Raw genomic sequence first — 18823 nt, forward strand, 5'->3', positions numbered from 1 at the left:
GATGCGCGCGCCTATAGCACCCAAACAAACGCCATTCCAGCCGTCGAATGCGGCGTCAGCTCACCTTGTACCAGCTCATCATACCAGATGCAGCGTGCCCCAGCATATGGCAATGCAGCAGCCAATCGCCCGGATTATCCGCAACCAGCGCGATTTGTCGGGTTTGCGCTCGGTCGACCAGCACTGTGTCGCGCCACGGCCCCAACGATCCGTCCCCCAACACCAGCCGGAAGTGATGACCGTGCAGGTGCATTGCATGCGGAAACACCGTTTCATTGACGAATTCAATTCTGTGGACGCCGCCCAGCCGCGCATCAAGAAACGGGTCAGAGGGACGTTCTGCATATCCGTTCAGCGCCCAGAACCGCCCGAGTTGCGCCAGTTCCCGCCCGGACAGCTCTGCATCTCCGATCCTGGCACTCTCCAGCCATCGCATCGCCCCACCCTGCAGCACCATTCGATGCACTGGTGCCTGATCTATGTCCTTCAACTCAGGCAGCGGGTTCAGAGGGAGCGGGTCGATCCCCTGTCTGACCTGATCTCTGTTTTGTTCTCCAATGGTGAACCGAGCCAGACCAAACGCACCGTCCCGCTCAAAGCTGACCAAACTTGCTGTGCCCTGAGGTTCCGCGACGACATCAACAATCAGGTCAGCACGCTGCGCCGGGGCCAGCGGAAACGCCTCGTTTACAGGTAGTGGCGCCTCAAGAGGCATTCCGTCCAAAGCTACGATCCAGCCGGACAAACCCTCTAGCCCGACATCGAAAATCCGCGCGTTAGAGCTGTTGATCAGACGCAACCTCAGGCGTTCATGGCGCTTCACCTCAAACATCGGGTCAAACTGTCCGTTGACCGATACAAGATTGCCGAGACGCCCGGCGTGGCTCAGATCATGACCGTTGTCAAAATCACCGACAATCAAGGCCGTCTCAGGATCCAGACGCCAGTCGTCCAGCATCAGCGTCAGGTCCTGATCCACATCGGGCTTGTTTGCTTCGTCTACGATCAACGGACCACTAAGACCGCGGGCAACTTGCTCCATTGATTGGTTATGCGCGTGATACCAATAGGTTCCGGCATCCGGGACAACGAAGTCATAGTCAAACGAACCACCCGTCGGAACAACGTCCTGCGTCAGGCCCGGCACCCCATCCATTGCGTTATCGATACGGATGCCATGCCAATGAACCGACGTTGGCTGCGGTAGCTGATTTAGCAATCTGCGCTGTACCCGCGAACCCTGTGGGACCCGGATCGGGGCACCGGGAACTGTACCACCAAAACTCCAGACCTTAGTCTCTGGGAAGCCTTGAGGGGCGATACGCTGTATTGCTTCGCGCGCCTCCAGAACTTGTGGAGTGGCGCGGGCGGCAAAGGGCATTAGCGAAAGAGCCGCCGCCGATTGCAGGATTTGTCTGCGGGTGAATTTCATTACGGGCCTCCTGGCCCGCAATATAGGACTTAGATTACCCCGCGCCATCAAGGTTCCAGCGCGGGTGCGTCAATCAGTTGCTCGCTGTCCGGTAGTTGTGGCGATAGAAGATGTGAACGCCGATCCGAGCAGTTTCCTTGTAGACACGCGACCAGGACGGGCGCACTGCCTTGGTATGGTAGTGCGTCGCCCCTTCGGTCAGCTCTTTGGCAACACCGTCGATGGCAGCGCGGGCAACCTTGGCTACGCGTTCATACGCCTTCTTTTCGTGAATCACTTCCTTGTGCCCATCACAGGTATAGGTGAACTGGCACTGGTATTTCTTGCCGGTTCCCTGACGGATGACACCGCAGAGTGAATTCGGAAAGCGACCGCTTTCAACCCGGTTCAGGATTACTTCGGCGACGGCAAACTGACCACGAACGCTCTCACCGCGCGCTTCGAAGTACAGGGCCTCGGCCAGGCATTTCCAGTTTTCATCGCCGGTGGCCTTTGGCTGATTGTCCAGCCAGTCGTTGGAATACGATATCTGAACGGGCTCAACCACCTTTCGTGGCTTGAACAAGTTCAGGTAGTCACGGAAGCTCTGTCCCGGCAATTCGCTTCGGGAAACCAGTTCTCGCTTCGCACTATTCGTTGCTTCCCTCTCAGCGAAGGACGCACTCGGCAGCACGGTTGCTGCCGATACGGCAACAGCCATTATGTAACGTAGCATCAGATAACCTCGCACAGGCACTTCACGCGCCATACCCTCCCCCGGCGGGCGCGACGAGGCTAATACCCCAGACAGGGGCAAACGTCTAGTTCTGATGAAAAAGCAAGAAAAATCTTGCCCGCAGGGCCAAATAAATTTGACCACAGGTCCATCCCAAACCCACTAATCCTTGGGCTTTCGGCCTCTGTCAACCCCCAAGTTTGGACGAAATCGCCAGTTGAGCGGCAGCCAGCCGAGCGACGGGTACACGGAACGGAGAACACGACACATAGTCAAACCCCAGATCGCGGCAAATGGCGATTGATTCGGGGTTACCGCCATGCTCGCCACAGACTGAAAGTGTAACATCCGGCTGTGCCGCACGTCCGCGCTCGGACCCCAATTTCAGCAATTCGCCGACCCCATCAGGGTCCAGAACATGGAACGGATCCTCTGTGAACACACCCTGCTGCACATAAGCCGACATGAAACGGCCCGCATCATCACGGGACAGTCCATAGGTCATCTGTGTCAGGTCATTGGTGCCAAAGCTTAAGAACGCTGTATTGGGTGATATCTCTTCAGCGCGCAAACACGCGCGTGGTGTCTCGACCATCACACCCAGCCGGTACTCGAACTCCTGCCCCTGCTCAGCGGCCACCGCGGCAGCTACGGAATCGATGCGGGATTTCACCAGTTCAACCTCGCGTTTGGCTGAAACCAGCGGGATCATGACTTCGGGCACTACAGGAGCGCCATTCTTGCTGGCTTCTAGCGTTGCCTCGAAGATCGCGCGCGCCTGCATGTCATAAATTTCGGGCACGGTGACCCCAAGCCGAACGCCGCGCAAGCCAAGCATCGGGTTGTACTCGGTCATCGCCGCAACGCGTCGCTCAACATCCGAGACCGGTAGATCAAGCGCTTCGGCCAGTTCACGTTGGCCGCCGCGTGTTGTGGGCAGGAATTCGTGAAGGGGTGGGTCGAACAGACGGATGCAGACGGGCTGCCCTTCCATGATCCGAAACAGCTGAACAAAGTCATCACGCTGCATCGGCAACAAACGCTCCAACACAGCTGCACGTCCTGACGAAGTCTGCGCAAAGATCATCTCGCGCATCACGATCAGGCGACCGGGATCAAAGAACATATGCTCGGTCCGACACAGCCCGATCCCCTGGGCCTGAAAATTTCGCGCGGTTTGCGCATCGGCTGGCGTATCTGCATTGGCGCGGATCGCAATGTCGCGCTCGGCATCTGCCCAAGCCATCAGGGTCTGAAAGCAATCATCCAGAGCGGCTTCCAGCATTGCTGGTTGTCCAGCCAGCACCTGCCCCGAGCTTCCGTCGATTGTCAGGATGTCACCGGTCTTGAATACGCGCCCATCCGGTGCGGTCAGCAATTTCTTCTTGGTCTGGAACCTCATGTCCGAGGCACCGACGATGCATGGCAACCCCAAGCCGCGCCCGATCACGGCCGCATGGCTGGTCATGCCACCCTTTTCCGTCAGAACAGCTACGGCCGCATGCATGCCACGCACATCTTCCGGCGACGTCTCGCGACGCACAAGTACACAAGGCTCCCCACGCGATGCACTAGCCTGAGCTTCGGCGGCGGTGAAAACGATACGCCCTGTCGCAGCCCCCGGGCTTGCGGCAATCCCGGTGGTCAACACATCCCGCGTTGTTTCGGGATGGACCTGTCGGTGCAGTAGTTCATTCAGCGAATGCGGGTCGATGCGCATAACCGCTTCTTGCGGCGGGATGATGCCGTCTTCGGCCAGACGCACGGCGATCCGCATGGCAGCCCGTGCACTACGCTGCACGCGTACACCATCCAGAATGTGGATGTCGCCATTGTCGATGACAAATTCGACCTGCATTTCCTCGCGCAGCTTCTCTCGCATCAATGCCGCATGGGCCTTTAGATGCGCAAAACCTTCGGGCGCGACCTCTTCCAGCGACCGTCCACGCGGGTCTTTCTCAAGATAGAGCGCGGCAACCCCCTCACCTAAGGCATCTCGGCCCTGGCTTTGGCTCAGATAGCGGCCGGTAATCTGCTGGGTGCCAGTCGTCGAATCCACCAGTTGCAAAACGCCCGATCCGCACTCGCCCTGTCCGACGCCCGGGATCATTTCCTGAATGACCAATCCCAGCCCAGCATCAGCGGGCGCGCCCTTAGCCTGACGCAACAACCGGGCCGAGGTTCCGTCCCATGCACGCGCCATCGACCGCAGGACACCGATCAGCTGCTCGCCGCGGTCCTGTGGAAAGGCTTCGTCTGTCTCATCCTCATAGGCGCGCAGCGACTGACGCAATCCTTCGCGGCCGTCTGCTTCGATATCGTCGAACACATCCGCATCCAGCCGCGCCACGTGAATGGCATAGCTCTGAACAAACCGCAGATAGAGCGCCGCCGCAGCCTCGGCCCCCATCTTGTCAGACAGATCGACATAGCGGGCGTCGTTCATACCGATGTTAAGAACGGCTCCGGGGCCGCCCCAATCCGGATCTTCCGAGCTGGGCCGGACACATAGCAGAGCCGCTGCATCGAACTGCTCAAGCACCGCATCAATGTCAGGCATTTCCCCCTCGGCCAGCCGATGCACCGCATCGAAGGATAGCGCCACGGTTCGTGGCACCGGCAAATCCAGCCGAACCAAGCGTTGCAGGCATTTCGCCCGGCCACCATGGGTGTTGGCGGCGACGGGCGCGTCGGGAGTGATAAGCGTGGTATGCGGATTATTCTGCACTGCGGCACCTTTTGGTTTCACCGCAGCATAAGCGCCTTTGCCCCTCGCGCAAGGGCGTTATGGGCGCGCTATCATGCGCGCCCACATGTTTAACCTTCGATCTTGGTCAGATCCGCAACGCTGGAACAGACCTGACGGATCTGGCTCAGCAGGTTCAGGCGGTTACGGCGCAGGATGTCATTGTCGGTGTTGACCTGAACATCCTCAAAGAACGCATCCACCGGGCCGCGCAAGCTTGCCATTGCGGACATTGCAGCCGGGAAATCCTCGGCCTTGAGGGCCGGATCGATCTTGGCCTGCGCCGCATCCAGCGCTGCAAACAGAGCCTTCTCGCTATCGGTTTCCGCAAACTTGATATCCGCGCCATAGGAGTACTCGACCCCGTCCTTTTCCTCGGCTTGGGTGAGGATATTGTTGGCGCGCTTGAAGCCCTGCACGAGGTTCTCGCCATCTTCAGTCGCGATCACTGCATTCAGGGCGCGGGCGCGTTTGACCAGCAGGTTGAGGTCGTCATTCCCCTCCATCGCGATGCAGGCGTCAATGATGTCGTGGCGGATGCCCTCATCGCGGAGGAAGACCTTGAGGCGGTCGTGGAAGAAGGAGAGGAGGTCGAGAGCCATTTCAGTTTTCTCTAACACCTCGTCTTCATTCAGAATAATCGAACTGGTCTTCAACACAGGACTACCCGCCGACTCAAAGGCATTTTCACGAACGTTTGCTAGGTACACCCGACTAAAGCGCGCGCGTTCCAAAACCAATTCAACGAGCAACCTTTCCAAACTAACCGCAAGTTCATTTTCCAGAACCAAGCGAATTACCCCCAACGCCGCACGGCGCAGGGCAAACGGGTCTTTCGAACCTGTCGGCTTTTCATCAATCGCCCAGAAACCGGTCAGCGTGTCCAGCTTATCGGCCAGAGCTACGGTTACAGACAGTGGCGCGGTCGGCACGTCATCCGAGGGACCAAGAGGCGAGTAATGTTCCTGCGCTACGGCGGCCACGGCGGCGTCCTCGCCTGCGGCTTTGATATAGTAGCGCCCCATAAGCCCCTGAAGTTCGGGGAATTCATAGACCATCTCGGAATTCAGGTCAGCCTTGGCCAGACGCGCGGCCTTCTCGGCCTGATCGGCGTCTGCACCTGTTACCGAGGCCAGTTCGCGTGCCAGTGCTGCAATACGTTCAATCCGCTCGGCTTGAGTACCCAGCTTGTTGTGGAACGTCACATTCTCCAGCGCGCGGGTCCATTGGGCGATGTCCGTTTTGGCGACACGCAGGTCGTTCTCCCAAAAGAACTTGGCATCCGCCAGACGGGCCGAAAGCACCTTCTGGTTCCCCGCCAGAATGGTCGCGCCATTGTCGGTGGTTTCGCGGTTGGCGACGGTGACGAAACGCTCGATCCGGCCGGTTTTCGGATTGCGGACCGAAAAGAACTTCTGATGCTCTTTCATTGAGGTCTGCAGAACCTCGGGCGGCAATTCGAGGAATTCGTCGTCGATCTGCCCCATCAGGACCACCGGCCACTCGACTAGCCCGGCAACCTCGGCCAGCAACCCTTTGTCCTCGACCACTTCCAGACCGGCAGCAAAGGCCATGTTCTGGGCATCGTTCCAGATATGCTCGGCCCGCTCTTCGGGTGACAAAACAACAAAGGCGCGTTTCAGCTTGGCGGAATAATCCTCAAACGAGGTCACAGAAAACCGACCCGGAGCCATAAAGCGATGGCCCTCGGTCGTATCACCTGATTTGATCCCTTCGACCGCCATCGGCACTACCTGGGCGCCAGCCTCATCGGACAGAATACATAAGATCGAGTGCAACGGACGGACCCAGCGCATCCCACCACTGCCCCAACGCATGGATTTGGGCCACGGAAAGTTGCGGATCGTGGCCTCAAGCACCTCGGCCACGATGTCTGCCGCCGGACGGCCGGGCTTTTCGATGGTGGCGAAATAGACCGCGCCTTTGGGCGTGTCGCGTTCTTCCAGCTGGTCGCGGGTCAGACCTGCGCCGCGCAGGAACCCTTCGATGGCCTTATCCGGCGCGCCAACCTTGGGACCTTTGCGCTCTTCTCGGATTGTCGGGCTTTCCGCCAGCAACCCTTCGACCGCCAGCGTCAGACGGCGCGGTGTGGTCAGTGCTGCAGCCCCAGCATAGGTCAGACCGGCCTCGACCAGACCATCGGTTATCCGCTTTTTCAGATCCTCACCCGCACGGCTTTGCATGCGCGCGGGGATTTCCTCGGAAAACAGTTCGATCAGCAGGTCGGGCATTTTCGGTCCTTAGAAATTTACAATCGTCTGAATGACGATGGCATTGGCGATATCCACAAAGAATGCGGATACAAGGGGGAGCACGATAAAGGCAATAGGCGACGGACCATATCGCTTGGTTACGGCGGTCATATTGGCAATTGCCGTGGGTGTGGCGCCCAGCGCAAAGCCCCCGAATCCGGCAGCCAGCACCGCGGCACGGTAATTTCCGCCCATTAGCGGGAACAGAACCCAGATTACAAAGGCAACCGCAAATAGCGTTTGCGCGGCCATGATGACCACGATCGCCATGCCAAGCTCGGCAATCGTCCACAATTGCAGGCTCATCAGCGACATCGCCAGAAAAGCGCCCAGCGCAAATTCAGAGATCAGCGCCAAAGACGGGGTGCGCGACACCGGGGGGGCCGAGGGCGCAATCGCACTTCGCAGGTTCGAGATCACGATCCCCATGATCAGGCAAGGGACAAACAATGGCAGTTTCAGGCCCGCAGCCTGAACTGCTTCGCCCAAAACATAGCCTGATATGATCGCAAGGTTCAGATACAGCAGAACCCGCATGATGGCTAAATGATCAATATCGTTGGGTTGTTCAGTGGTTTCCTTTGGCAAACCGACGGTATGTTCCTCATCCGGGCGTTCCGGGCTCAGGTCACGACCCTCGATCAGCAAGCGACCAATCGGACCACCAACCAGAGCGGCCAGCACGAGGCCTAGCGTGGCGACCGCCACACCAAGCTCGGTTGCGCCATCAAGACCAGTGGCTTGTGCAACATCGGGGGCCCAGGCAATCGCCGTACCGTGCCCGCCAATCAGTGCGGCCGAGCCGAACAGAACGCCAGACTGGGCCGGATATCCAAAGAACAATGCCCCCGCCGCACCAATCAGGTTCTGGAACACAATCGTGACTAAAGTCAGAAGCAGGAGGATCAGCAAAGGCTTACCACCCGCGATCAGGTCTGACAGCCGGGCGTTGAGACCGATCCCGGCAAAGAACAGCACCAGCAGAAAATCCCGGGTATTCAGTTCAAACGAAAGCTCTACGCCAAATAGAAGATACAGCAACAGCACCACAAGCGATGCCAACAGCCCGCCAGTGACCGGCTCGGGGATATTGAAACTGCGCAGGGTCGCGACGCGGGCATTGATCTCGGCGCCCAGAAGATAGACGGCGAAGCCCAGCGTTGCGGTCAGAAAGTCTGGGATCTCAAGCGTGTATCCCATGTTGCTCCCTCAATTCTGCGGTCTGGGCGGACATTCTTCGCCAACGACAGTGCCATCATAGGCTTTCTCGCCGCAATTGTTCAGTGAATGCCAGATGTACCCTTTGCCATCCTCTGTCACTGCTACGATCCGATCAACACCGTAGTGGATGTTCTTGGTGCCGATAAAGGCGCTCGCCTTTCCGGATTTCAGCGCATCTGCTAGCGAAACGGCATCATAACAATCAAACCAACCCGGCGCAGTCAGTGGTTCCGGCTTCTCTGCGGGCATGAATGCTTCGGCCAACTGATCCGGTCTCAGATCGGTTTCGAAACATGCACGGAACCGGATCGGAGAGCTGTCGGCATCAATCGCTTGAAACCGGCTGTATTCGATGGGTTCTGCCTGCTCGGTCGTCGCAGACAGCAACACCACGTCCTCACCAGGCTTGGATTCGACCTCATAGTAAAACCCGTAAACCTGCAGGTAATACATGCCAACACCAGCGGTGACGGCGCACACCACAAGAATGATTGCCAACAGTTTTCCTGTCATCAGTCTGCTCTCCTGCTCATGCCGCCTCTTTCAAGATCGTTGAAAATAGGACAGGTTTAAAGCCAATACAGTTGGTTACGAGGCTCTTTGAATGGATACGACCCTTGCCGTGGGATTTTTTGGCGCGCTGTTCGCGATCATGAACCCGATTACAAATCTGCCGGTGTTTCTGAGCGTGACAGATGGTCTTTCGGTTTCGGACCAAAGAAAGGTCGCTGTAAAAACATCGCTTTACTGCCTGATCCTCGGCAGTGCCTTCGCGGCCATCGGCAGTCAGGCTCTTGGCCTGTTTGGTATCAGCGTTGACGATCTGCGTGTTGCGGGTGGCCTTGTGGTTCTCATGATCGGGTTGAACATGCTGAACGGTGGCGAAAGCAGTTCGCATCACGGCACTGAAAGCGAAAAGCAATCCTACCCCGCCCCCGAAACCGTCGCCTTCTACCCGCTGGCCTTTCCGATCCTCGTGGGTCCGGGCACGATCACAACTCTGATCCTTTATGCCCATCATATATCCGGGGCGGCTGATGCGATTGCCTTTGCCGTCGTTTTTCTGGGTGTAGTGTTCTTGTTGCTGGCAACCTTCTGGAACGCCTCCACGATTGCGCAACGCTTGTCCGAGAACGCACGTGTGATCATGAGCCGCTTCATGGGCATGATCCTGTCGGCCATCGCAATCAGCATGATCGCGGACGGCCTCAAGGCATTGCTTCCGGGGCTTGCCTGAATGGCCCATCAGGCCACGTGCCCAGCGGCCTCTGTCTGAACAAACGCATCCGCGCATTGCTTGGCCAGTGCGCGGACGCGCCCGATATAAGCCTGCCGCTCGGTCACCGAGATCACTCCGCGCGCGTCCAGCAGGTTGAAGATATGGCTCGCCTTGATGCACTGGTCATAGGCGGGATGCGCCATGATGATGCGTTTGCCGGTCTTGGGATCGTCATGCTCTTGCGCCAGGATGGCCGCACACTCGGCTTCAGCTTCTTCGAAGTGACGCAACAGAACCTCGGTGTTGGCCACGTCAAAGTTCCAGCGGGCGTATTCCTCTTCGGTCTGCTTGAAGATGTCGCCATAGGTCAGCGGGCTGGGCGATTGCGGATCATTGAATGGCATGTCCATTACATGATCGATACCCAGCACATACATCGCCAGACGCTCGAGACCATAGGTCAGTTCACCGGAAACAGGTGCACAATCATGGCCGCCAACCTGCTGGAAATAGGTAAACTGGCTGACTTCCATCCCGTCACACCAAACCTCCCAGCCCAGGCCCCAGGCACCCAATGTCGGGCTTTCCCAGTCATCCTCGACAAAGCGGATATCGTGCAGCTCCATATCGATGCCGATGGCCTGCAACGAACCCAGATACAATTCCTGAAGGTCTGGCGGGCTGGGTTTGATCAGCACCTGATACTGGTAGTAGTGCTGCAACCGGTTCGGGTTTTCGCCATAGCGCCCATCCGTCGGGCGGCGTGATGGCTGAACATAGGCTGCTGCCCATGCTTTTGAGCCCAAAGCACGCAGTGTCGTCGCCGGGTGGAACGTACCAGCACCAACTTCCATGTCATAAGGCTGCAGGATCGCGCAACCCTTCGACGCCCAATAGGTCTGAAGCCGCAGGATAATCTCCTGAAATGAACGTGGTGCGCTGGACGTATCGGTCATGACATTCCCTTTGGACGCGTCGGCGCCCGGTTCCGGTCGGTTTTGCCCTTCCTATGCAAGGGGCCAAGGGGCGTCAACGGGCCAATGGCACGATGCTGTCACTGCGCGGCCACACCAGAAATTCCCCGTATTCCAACCATGGCGTTCGGCACATTAAATCGCGTAATCTGCGCCAAAGATAAAACACTGCATAACACGGGCAGAAAATGACACGCGCATTAACGGCATTTCTATTTCTTTTTCTCTTCGGCCTTCGGGCTGCTTTCGCGCAACAGGATCAGGGCGTCTGGGTCCAGGTCGAGGCGCAACCCTCGCTGCGCGAGGCGCAGGATCGCGCACAAGCGTATTCCAGCACCCTGCCCGACGTGAACGGCTTTCGCCTGAACAGTGGCTGGTATGCGATTGTAATCGGGCCCTATCTGCGTGACGACGCCGAACAGGTTTTGCGCGTTTACCGGGCCGAAGGTCAGATCCCTGCTGACAGCTTCATCGCATTTTCCAATTCGCTGGGACAACAGTTCTGGCCGATCGGTGCCAACATCCTGGACCGAGGGGCGATTACGGCACCCGTTCAACCTGAAACTCAGCCTGAGCAACCTCAGGCCGCATTGTCACAGGAATCAGACGAAACCCGATCTGAGGCTCTGCAGGGTGAGCGGCTGCTGACTGCGCAAGAACGCAAGGATCTTCAGACCGCCCTGCAGGCTGCAGGCTTCTACAACTCCACAATCGACGGTGCATTTGGACAAGGAACGCGCCGCTCCATGGGGGATTGGCAGCGCTTCAACGGCTATGAGCCGACTGGCGTTCTGACGACATTGCAGCGCAAGACGCTGATGGATGATTACAACGCTCCGTTGATCAGCGCTGGTATGGAGCGCCACTCTGATACTCAAGCAGGCATCGAATTGGATCTGCCATTGGGCTTGGTTGCCTTCGATCGGTATGAAGCACCTTTTGTTCACTTCAAACCAACCAGCGATTTCAACGCACAGGCACTGTTGATCAGCCAGGAAGGCAGCAAATCGACATTGCGCGCGCTTTATGAGGTTATGCAGTCCCTGAAGATCGTGCCGCTGGATGGCCCTCGCGAGCTGCGTGGTGACAGCTTCACCCTGGAAGGGCGCGGAAACGGTATTGTCTCGTACACTCAGGCCGCACTGAAAGACGGTAAAATCAAAGGCTTTACACTGGTTTGGCCCGAGGGGGACGAAGCCCGCCGTGCACGCGTTCTGGCAGCCATGAGGTCCAGCCTGAGCACCACCGATGCCGTGTTGGATGCCAGCGCCGGAGCGGATGCCGAGCAGCGCATCGATCTTGTTTCAGGTTTGCAAATTCGCAAGCCTCGCCTGTCCCGCTCGGGCTTTTTTGCTGACGCGAATGGTGCCGTTCTGACCGTTGCCGAAGCTGCCAACAGCTGCACCCGTGTAACACTGGACGGCGATCAGGAGCTGCAGGTGGCCTGGACAGATGCCGATCTTGGCATTTCGGTTCTGCGCCCCATTCGGGCACTCGCCCCGATGAGTGTCGCAGAATTCAGTGCCAGCCAGCCTCGCATTCAGTCCGAGGTCGCTGTTTCAGGGTATTCGTACGAAGGTGCGCTGGGCGCCCCGACGCTGACATACGGACAGGTTGCCGATATCCGGGGCCTGAATGGTGAGGAAGGCGTGAAACGCCTGTCTCTGGTTGCTCAGCCCGGCGATGCTGGCGGGCCAGTGTTTGACGGCAGCGGCAATGTTGTCGGCATGCTACTGCCTACCGCTTCGGAAGGTCGTACCCTGCCCGACACGGTTAGCCTGGCGGCCGGAGCAGATCGTCTGAACGAGGTTCTGACCAAGGCAGGTGTCTCGGGTCAGTCAGGACAGGAAACAGCACAGATTTCGCCGAACGAACTGAGCCGTCGCGCCACTGGTATGACCGTACTGGTTCACTGCTGGGATTAAGCAGTTAGCGACTCCCAACAAAAAACGGCGCCGCAAGTGATTGCGGCGCCGTTTCTTTTTCGGAGATGTTCAAAGCACGTCTGGCGTCACCCGAATAAGGGTGGGCACCGGCGCCTCAAAAGCCGCGCGGACAGCTGCTTGCATTTCTTCAAGACTATTAGGATTGGCAGATCGTGCGCCATATGCCTCGGCCAGTCGGCAGAAGTCAGGATTGCGCGCGACGACCGCATTCGGGGCGATCTGACCCCGCACCATGCTGTCTTCGATCTCTTTCAGCTTGCCATTGTCCCAAAGGATGATGGGCAAAGATAAGCCCAACTCAACTGCGGCACCCAGTTCCTGCATGGTGTACTGGAACCCATAGTCACCCGCGATTACGGCTGTCGGTTTGCCACGGCGGGCCACCGCTCCGCCAATACCAGCGGGCAGCGCATAGCCCAGCGTCCCAAACCCGGTTGGGTGATGCCAGTGATAGGGAAGTGATACATCCCAAATCTCTTTGGCAACATAGGCAAACTGGGTCATGTCCGAATAGATCATGGTCTCGGCAGGCATCGCCTCGCGCAGCGCATCTGCGACCGGCACAATGCCGGGCCGTTCGGCATCAACCTCTGACCGCCACCGCGCGCGGGCCACAGCCACTTCCTCGTGGGTCCAGCCTGTGGCAGGTTTCGCGTTTTCGGTAGCTGCCCACAATGCGTGAGCAAAGGTTTCACCATCGACCTGCAATTTGACAGATGCACGGTGATGATCCGACAACACCTCGGGATCCAGATCGACACGTACCAGATTAGCAGTGTGGCCAAGGTCACGACGCCACAAGTCGACTTCACCCAGTTCTGCACCGACAGCGATCACAAGATCTGCCGACGCAATCACGTCAGCGCTCCCCGGGCGCGGCAGCATTGCACCAAAATCCAACGCATAGCCGGTGCCCACCAGACCCCGCCCGGCATAGGTGGTGAAACATGCAGCGCCAAGCTGGTTCAAGATCTGACGCCACAGGTTGGAACGACAGCCACCGCCCAGAATAAACAATGGTCGCTTTGCGATGTTCAGCAGCGACATGACAGACGAGATGTCCGGTGGTGACGCCTTGGTGCGCAGCGCGGGTTGGTTCGGGAATGGGGCAGGATCAGCGCTTGCTTCCAACTGCACAATAGGCACCTGAATGTGTTTGGGCCGAGGGCGACAAAGTTCGAACTCTTCAAAGGCGCGTTCGATCAGACCATAGGCGGATTGGGCATCGTTCGCCTGAACGGACCAGTCAGTTACGGTTTCCGCAGCCGCGCGCTGATCCTTCATCTGGTGCAACTGCCCGCGCTGCGCCTGCGTTTCGTCCAGACATGAAGACAGGACCAACACAGGAACAGAGTCAGTATAGGCCTGCCCCATCGGTGTCATCGTGTTGCACAATCCGGGTCCGGTGATCACATAAGCCACGCCGGGCTTGCCTGTCGCCCGGGCATATCCATCTGCCATGAACCCCGCACCCTGTTCGTGCCGCGCAAGAACATGCGTAATCCCAGCCTCCTCGATACCGCGATACATTTCCTGATTGTGCACACCGGGAATGCCAAAGATCACATCAACGCCGCGATCCTTCAGCATGTGCGAGATTTGCGCACCAAGGGGTCTTTTCATCAGCCTCTCCAGAATTGAACGGTAAAGATTGCATAAACGGCCAGCAGCTCAAGACGGCCTACCAGCATTCCGATTGTCAGCAGCCACTTTGCAGTGTCATTGAGATTGGCAAAGTTGCCTGCCGGACCAATCTGATCACCCAGACCCGGCCCCACATTGGCCAAAGCAGTCGCAGCGCCAGATACCGATGTAATGAAATCCAGTCCCGTCAGCGCCAATGCCCAGGACAGGATGCCCATCGATAGCGCGAAGAACATAAAGAAGCTCATGACTGAGGTCAGAACGTCAGGCCCGATTGTACGACCATCATACTGGGGCAGAAAAACACCATGTGGCGAACGGATTCTGCGGATCTGCGTTTTGATCGAAGCAAACAGCAACTGATACCGGAAGACCTTGATGGAACAGGCGGTCGATCCCGCACATCCACCGATCAATCCGATCAGAAAGAACAGCATGATCGGAAAGCTGCCCCATCCCATATAATCGACACTGGCATATCCGGTCCCCGAGATGATCGAGGTGATATTGAACAAGGATTCTCGGAAAGCCTGTTCCCAATGGTGCGGGAAGACCGATGTCAGGAACACTGACATGATCACGACGAGAACGACAATCGTCGCCAGAAAGGCACGTATCTGGCTGTCCTGCCAGAGGGAGTTGGTGTTGCCATTAGCGAATTGCACATAGCGAACAAAAGGCAATGCAGCCAGGATCATAAAGATCGAAGCAGCGTATTCAGCGGGGCCAGAAAAAGTCCCGAACGAGGCATCGTAATTGGAAAACCCACCCGTCGAAACGGTTGTGAACGCGTGCACCAGTGCATCGAAAAAGCTCATCCCCAGACCGGCATAAACCAGCACGCAAACAAAGGTCAGAAAAACGTAGATCATCGATATCTGACCAGCGATCTCCTGCGCACGTGGCAGGATTTTCCCCATGGTTTCGAACCCTTCCGAGCGGAAGATCTGCATTCCACCCACCCGAAGCTCGGGCAGAAAAACCATGGCGACAACGATGATCCCGATACCGCCCAACCACTGCAGGATTCCGCGCCACAACAACAATCCGCGCGGTAGGCTATCCAGCCCGGAAATGACGGTTGAGCCGGTTGTGGTCAGACCCGACATTGCCTCAAAATAGGCGTCAACGAACCTCAGCTCAGTTTCGCCGAATATGAAAGGGATCGAGCCGAACACTGGCAATGCCACCCAAACGCCCGAGGTCAGCAAAAAGGTCTGACGGATCGTCAGACCTTCGCCCACGCCGTTGGAACAACTGATGGCAAGCACAGTACCTGTCAGCAGGGTAATAACCGCACTTTCAAAGAATACATGCCATTCGCCACGGCCCTCGATCAGGTCCGCGAGCATAGGTAGCAGCATGGTCGCCCCAAGAATGGCGACCAGCAGGCCAATCACATATCCAACCGGGCGAAGGTCCATCATGACGGGCAGCGTTGGCCCGCCTTCCCGATCATGTCAAGCAGATGATCGGGGATTACTCGTCGCTTTTGTCAGATGTCCCCGGCATCACCGGCGGTTTTGAAGGCGCACGGGTCTTTCGGGTAGCAGTCTTGACCGTAGACGTTGTCGCCACGGCAGGCGCCTTTGCGGCTTGTTTGGGTGTGGTAGTTGGGGTTCTGCGCGTTCTAGCGGCTGGTTTGGCGACCTTTGGTTTTGGCTCGACCGCAGGTGTTTCTGTGACAGGCTTTGGCGTGACCTCGGGTTTCGGAGCGCTCGTTGCCTGAACCACCGCAGGTTTCGGCGCGTTGGCAGCGGGTTTCTCTTGGACCGAAGCAGCTTTGGATGCTGTGTTTGCTCTGGCAGCGGGCCTTGCTGCAGCACGTCCGCCCGTTGCGCGTGGTTTTGCTGGCGGTTTCGTCCGTACGCGCGGTTTAGGTTGCGGCTTAGCGATCGTTCCTGCTTCCGTAACAGTGACCTCAGCAGCTTTCGCCTTGGGTACGACTGGTTTCGCGGGATTGGCAGTGGCAACCGGTTTAACCGCTTTCCTTGCTGCTGGCTTGGCACGCTTTGGCGCAGGCGTCGGTGCCGAAGCTGCTTCGTGCAGGGCATTAATCGGAGCCATCGGGATTTCAAAGGCCGAGTGAGCCATGATCTGCATGATTTTCATCTGGTTGGCCATTGCATATCCGGCCAACCGAAAGGCTGCGGCTTGAAACTCAAGCTGCTGGGTAATCGGGTTCATTACTTATTTCTCCTGTGAATGCCATGCAGCCAGGAAAAGAGTGTGAGGCGCCCTGCCCGCTCCGATTTCTCGGGCGGTGACTTTGGTATTGCAGTCCAAGGCGTCGCACGTCTCGGCTTCCTTTCGGGGCAGCACACCATATCAGGCGCTGGCATGCCGCAGCTGCATTCAGCAGCAGCCTAACCCGAAGCACATCGCAATTGCAGCATTATTCGCTGCAATGCGGCAATAAAGCGCCGATTTGGAGATATGGTGCCCAATTGATCCGCTGGTACGCGCAATCACCCAACATGGAACAGGGTGGTGAACAGCCTTGGGTCCAGACTTGCAGAGGCAAAAGTTGGACCCTCTGTCAGGATCGAAACAGCGTCGTGGCTATGCAGACTTTCCTGATGGCTTGCGATTACCCGGAAATCCCCGACATGATGATCGGCTAGCAGTTCGGCACAGAAAAGACGCGCGGCATCTTCGACAAAGATCGGATTGGCGGCGTTCAGCTCGGCAAAGGCCTGCTCGTCCTCACGCTTGACCATGACCTGAGTTTCGGTTGGTACGGCACGACGGCACAATGCGATCAGGTCTTCAAACCATAGACAATCAGCGTCGCAATCTACCACAACCGATATACGTGCAACCGATCGCTGCGAATGCGGCGTCGCCAATTGGCCGCGCATCGAACGTGCATGCTCACTAAGTTCCAACGAACATGGGCAGGTTGACGAATAAACATAGTCCAGATGCATGATCTTCTGGCGCACACCGTTCTGTTCAACCAGTTCCAGCGCGATATCGTAATACTGATAGCCTTCCAGCCCGGATCGCAGGCTTTTCACCCGGTCAGGATAGGAAAAGCGCATCTGAATCCGAGCATCAAAACTGTCCAGATCAGTCATGTAGTCGCTCAGCGCCGCTTCCATAACCTCAAAGCTGAAAGTGCGTTCGGCATGTTTGTAGAATGAACGCATGATCCGGGACATGTTGATGCCCTTCTTCTCAGCCTCCAGACTCACAGTGCCGGTAATCGAGGTCTCAAGCGTCAGATCTTCACCATGCTTACGGTGAAAACGGATCGGCAGTCGGAAGTTGGAAATACCGACATGCTGAATCTGCTGCTTGGCCCCACGGATCAAGCTGGACGGACCATTCTGCAGGTCCGGCAGTGTATCCCGGTAAGCTTCGGAGATTTGAAAGCCCTCGGGATATTCACGCGATAGCGAAGGATAGTTCACCGGCGCCAAGCCGGGCACCAGACGCGACACGGCCGGATCAAGCTGACTGATCTCAGCGGCAGATGCAGACTGCGCCCATTGGCGCAGCACCTTAAGTGCAGCGGCTGCTTCGTCACGATCAGGTGTCTCGTCAATGTCGCGCGAGTGAATATTCATAGGCTGCGGTTCCTCGGTTGGTCGCCGGAATATATACGACTGCAGTTGTTTTTCCAGTCTAGCCTTGTACGCGCGGATTAGCAGGCCGGATCAATAAAGAGTAGAGCAAAATCGTCACTTTCCGAGCGAATGCGCCACGTAACTAACAGTCAAGGACAGGATCGGTGGATACCCAAAGTCTGGCAACTTAACCTTGTCGCAAACGGAACAGTATCGAACGCGCTCAGATTCTAGCATTTCTGAAAACATAAGCATCGCTGTCAACAAGGGGATAACAATGCGCGATATTCTCGACCTCGACCGATTTCCCATCGACCGCCCAGGTAGTGCTGAGTGGAACAATCTTGTCGAAAACTGCCGCAATGACCTTGAGCAAGATGGTATGTTCAATCTTGACGGCTTGATGCGCAGACAGATCGCGGCGCAGGCCGTTTCCGATATGGCACCCCGGTTCGAGAGCGAAGCGTTTCTGCATGAGCGTCGTCACAATATCTATTTCAAAAAGATCGCCGATCTGCCCGAGGGCCATCCTGCCCTGCAGGAATTTCAAACTTCCAACCGGACGCTTTGCGCAGATCAGATCGACGGTTCCGCCTTGTTGCGTTTGTATGAATGGCCCGAATTTGCGCAGTTTCTGGCCGCGACGATGGGGAAACCCGCCCTGCATGTGATGGACGACCCGCTGGCGCGTGTGAACGTCATGTCGTATCAGGAAGGGCAAGCACTGAACTGGCATTTCGACCGCTCGGAATTTACCACGACGATGTTGCTGCAAGCCCCGGATCAGGGCGGAGGCTTTGAGTACCGCACAGATTTGCGCAGTGATACTGACCCAAACTATGACGGTGTTGCACAACTGCTGAGCGGTGGTGACGATCAAAGCAAGGTCATAACGCTTAGCCCGGGCACGTTGAACGTGTTTAAGGGAAAGAACACCGCCCACCGGGTAACCCCGGTTGGTGGCGACAAAGCCCGCGTGATCGCTGTCTTTTCCTATTACGAAAACCCCGGCGTCACCTTTACCGAAGCCGAGCGGATCGGTTTTTACGGACGCGCCTGAGGCAAATTCCCCCTGCAGCGG

Annotated in this window: 16 protein-coding genes; 6 read left to right on the forward strand and 10 right to left on the reverse strand. The window is 57.3% G+C overall.

The window, feature by feature from the left end:
* Positions 1–55: 55 nt before the first annotated feature.
* The 6 genes from GOX61_RS15225 to GOX61_RS15250 all read right to left on the reverse strand — a co-directional run bounded on the left by GOX61_RS15225 (position 56) and on the right by GOX61_RS15250 (position 8900).
* Positions 56–1432, reverse strand: coding sequence for a multicopper oxidase family protein (locus tag GOX61_RS15225; protein ID WP_170335089.1), 1377 nt, complete (start codon positions 1430–1432; stop codon positions 56–58).
* A gap of 73 nt (positions 1433–1505) precedes the next feature.
* Positions 1506–2180 carry a cell wall hydrolase gene (locus GOX61_RS15230; protein ID WP_254436891.1) on the reverse strand — a complete coding sequence of 225 codons (675 nt, stop codon included), beginning with the start codon at positions 2178–2180 and terminating at the stop codon, positions 1506–1508.
* 154 nt (positions 2181–2334) lie between these two features.
* Positions 2335–4896, reverse strand: a complete 2562-nt coding sequence (locus tag GOX61_RS15235; protein ID WP_170335091.1) for a putative PEP-binding protein — start codon at positions 4894–4896, stop codon at positions 2335–2337.
* A gap of 68 nt (positions 4897–4964) precedes the next feature.
* Complete coding sequence (glyS, locus tag GOX61_RS15240; protein ID WP_170335093.1) at positions 4965–7145, reverse strand: glycine--tRNA ligase subunit beta; 2181 nt, start codon at positions 7143–7145, stop codon at positions 4965–4967.
* A 9-nt stretch (positions 7146–7154) separates the two neighbouring features.
* Entirely contained in the window at positions 7155–8366 is a 1212-nt protein-coding gene (gltS, locus tag GOX61_RS15245; RefSeq protein ID WP_170335095.1) for a sodium/glutamate symporter, read from the reverse strand.
* 9 nt (positions 8367–8375) lie between these two features.
* On the reverse strand, positions 8376–8900 hold the full coding sequence (locus GOX61_RS15250) for a DUF6446 family protein (protein ID WP_170335097.1): 525 nt from the start codon (positions 8898–8900) through the stop codon (positions 8376–8378).
* 91 nt (positions 8901–8991) lie between these two features.
* On the opposite strand from GOX61_RS15250, the gene GOX61_RS15255 reads away from it, so the two are divergent.
* Positions 8992–9624, forward strand: a complete 633-nt coding sequence (locus tag GOX61_RS15255) for a MarC family protein (RefSeq protein ID WP_155151401.1) — start codon at positions 8992–8994, stop codon at positions 9622–9624.
* A gap of 8 nt (positions 9625–9632) precedes the next feature.
* On the opposite strand, the gene GOX61_RS15260 is transcribed toward GOX61_RS15255, so the two are convergent.
* Positions 9633–10562: a glycine--tRNA ligase subunit alpha gene (locus GOX61_RS15260; RefSeq protein WP_155151404.1), complete on the reverse strand. Its 930-nt coding sequence runs from the start codon at positions 10560–10562 to the stop codon at positions 9633–9635.
* 206 nt (positions 10563–10768) lie between these two features.
* On the opposite strand from GOX61_RS15260, the gene GOX61_RS15265 reads away from it, so the two are divergent.
* Complete coding sequence (locus GOX61_RS15265; RefSeq protein ID WP_170335099.1) at positions 10769–12505, forward strand: serine protease; 1737 nt, start codon at positions 10769–10771, stop codon at positions 12503–12505.
* Positions 12506–12574: 69 nt separating this feature from the next.
* Here GOX61_RS15265 and GOX61_RS15270 read toward each other — a convergent pair whose 3' ends face one another.
* Positions 12575–14149 (reverse strand): thiamine pyrophosphate-binding protein, encoded by a 1575-nt coding sequence (locus GOX61_RS15270; RefSeq protein ID WP_170335100.1) that lies wholly within the window; start codon positions 14147–14149, stop codon positions 12575–12577.
* The gene (locus GOX61_RS15275; protein ID WP_170335103.1) at positions 14149–15597 is read right to left on the reverse strand and encodes a TrkH family potassium uptake protein; all 1449 of its coding nucleotides are present in this window, start codon (positions 15595–15597) and stop codon (positions 14149–14151) included. The genes GOX61_RS15270 and GOX61_RS15275 overlap by 1 nt, the downstream gene beginning before the upstream one ends.
* An 11-nt stretch (positions 15598–15608) precedes the next feature.
* On the opposite strand from GOX61_RS15275, the gene GOX61_RS15280 reads away from it, so the two are divergent.
* The 3 genes from GOX61_RS15280 (at position 15609) to GOX61_RS15290 (ending at position 16540) form a co-directional block, all read left to right on the forward strand.
* Complete coding sequence (locus tag GOX61_RS15280; protein WP_170335105.1) at positions 15609–15899, forward strand: hypothetical protein; 291 nt, start codon at positions 15609–15611, stop codon at positions 15897–15899.
* 21 nt (positions 15900–15920) lie between these two features.
* Positions 15921–16259 carry a hypothetical protein gene (locus GOX61_RS15285; protein WP_170335107.1) on the forward strand — a complete coding sequence of 113 codons (339 nt, stop codon included), beginning with the start codon at positions 15921–15923 and terminating at the stop codon, positions 16257–16259.
* A gap of 140 nt (positions 16260–16399) precedes the next feature.
* Positions 16400–16540: a hypothetical protein gene (locus tag GOX61_RS15290; RefSeq protein ID WP_170335108.1), complete on the forward strand. Its 141-nt coding sequence runs from the start codon at positions 16400–16402 to the stop codon at positions 16538–16540.
* A gap of 98 nt (positions 16541–16638) precedes the next feature.
* Here the strand turns inward: GOX61_RS15290 and folE2 are convergent, their stop codons facing one another.
* The gene (gene folE2 / locus GOX61_RS15295; RefSeq protein WP_170335110.1) at positions 16639–17742 is read right to left on the reverse strand and encodes a GTP cyclohydrolase FolE2; all 1104 of its coding nucleotides are present in this window, start codon (positions 17740–17742) and stop codon (positions 16639–16641) included.
* A gap of 277 nt (positions 17743–18019) precedes the next feature.
* On the opposite strand from folE2, the gene GOX61_RS15300 reads away from it, so the two are divergent.
* Positions 18020–18802 carry a HalD/BesD family halogenase gene (locus GOX61_RS15300; RefSeq protein WP_170335112.1) on the forward strand — a complete coding sequence of 261 codons (783 nt, stop codon included), beginning with the start codon at positions 18020–18022 and terminating at the stop codon, positions 18800–18802.
* Positions 18803–18823 lie beyond the last annotated feature (21 nt).

It is taken from the genome of Ruegeria arenilitoris, assembly GCF_013030265.1.
GTDB classification, from domain to species: domain Bacteria; phylum Pseudomonadota; class Alphaproteobacteria; order Rhodobacterales; family Rhodobacteraceae; genus Ruegeria; species Ruegeria arenilitoris_E.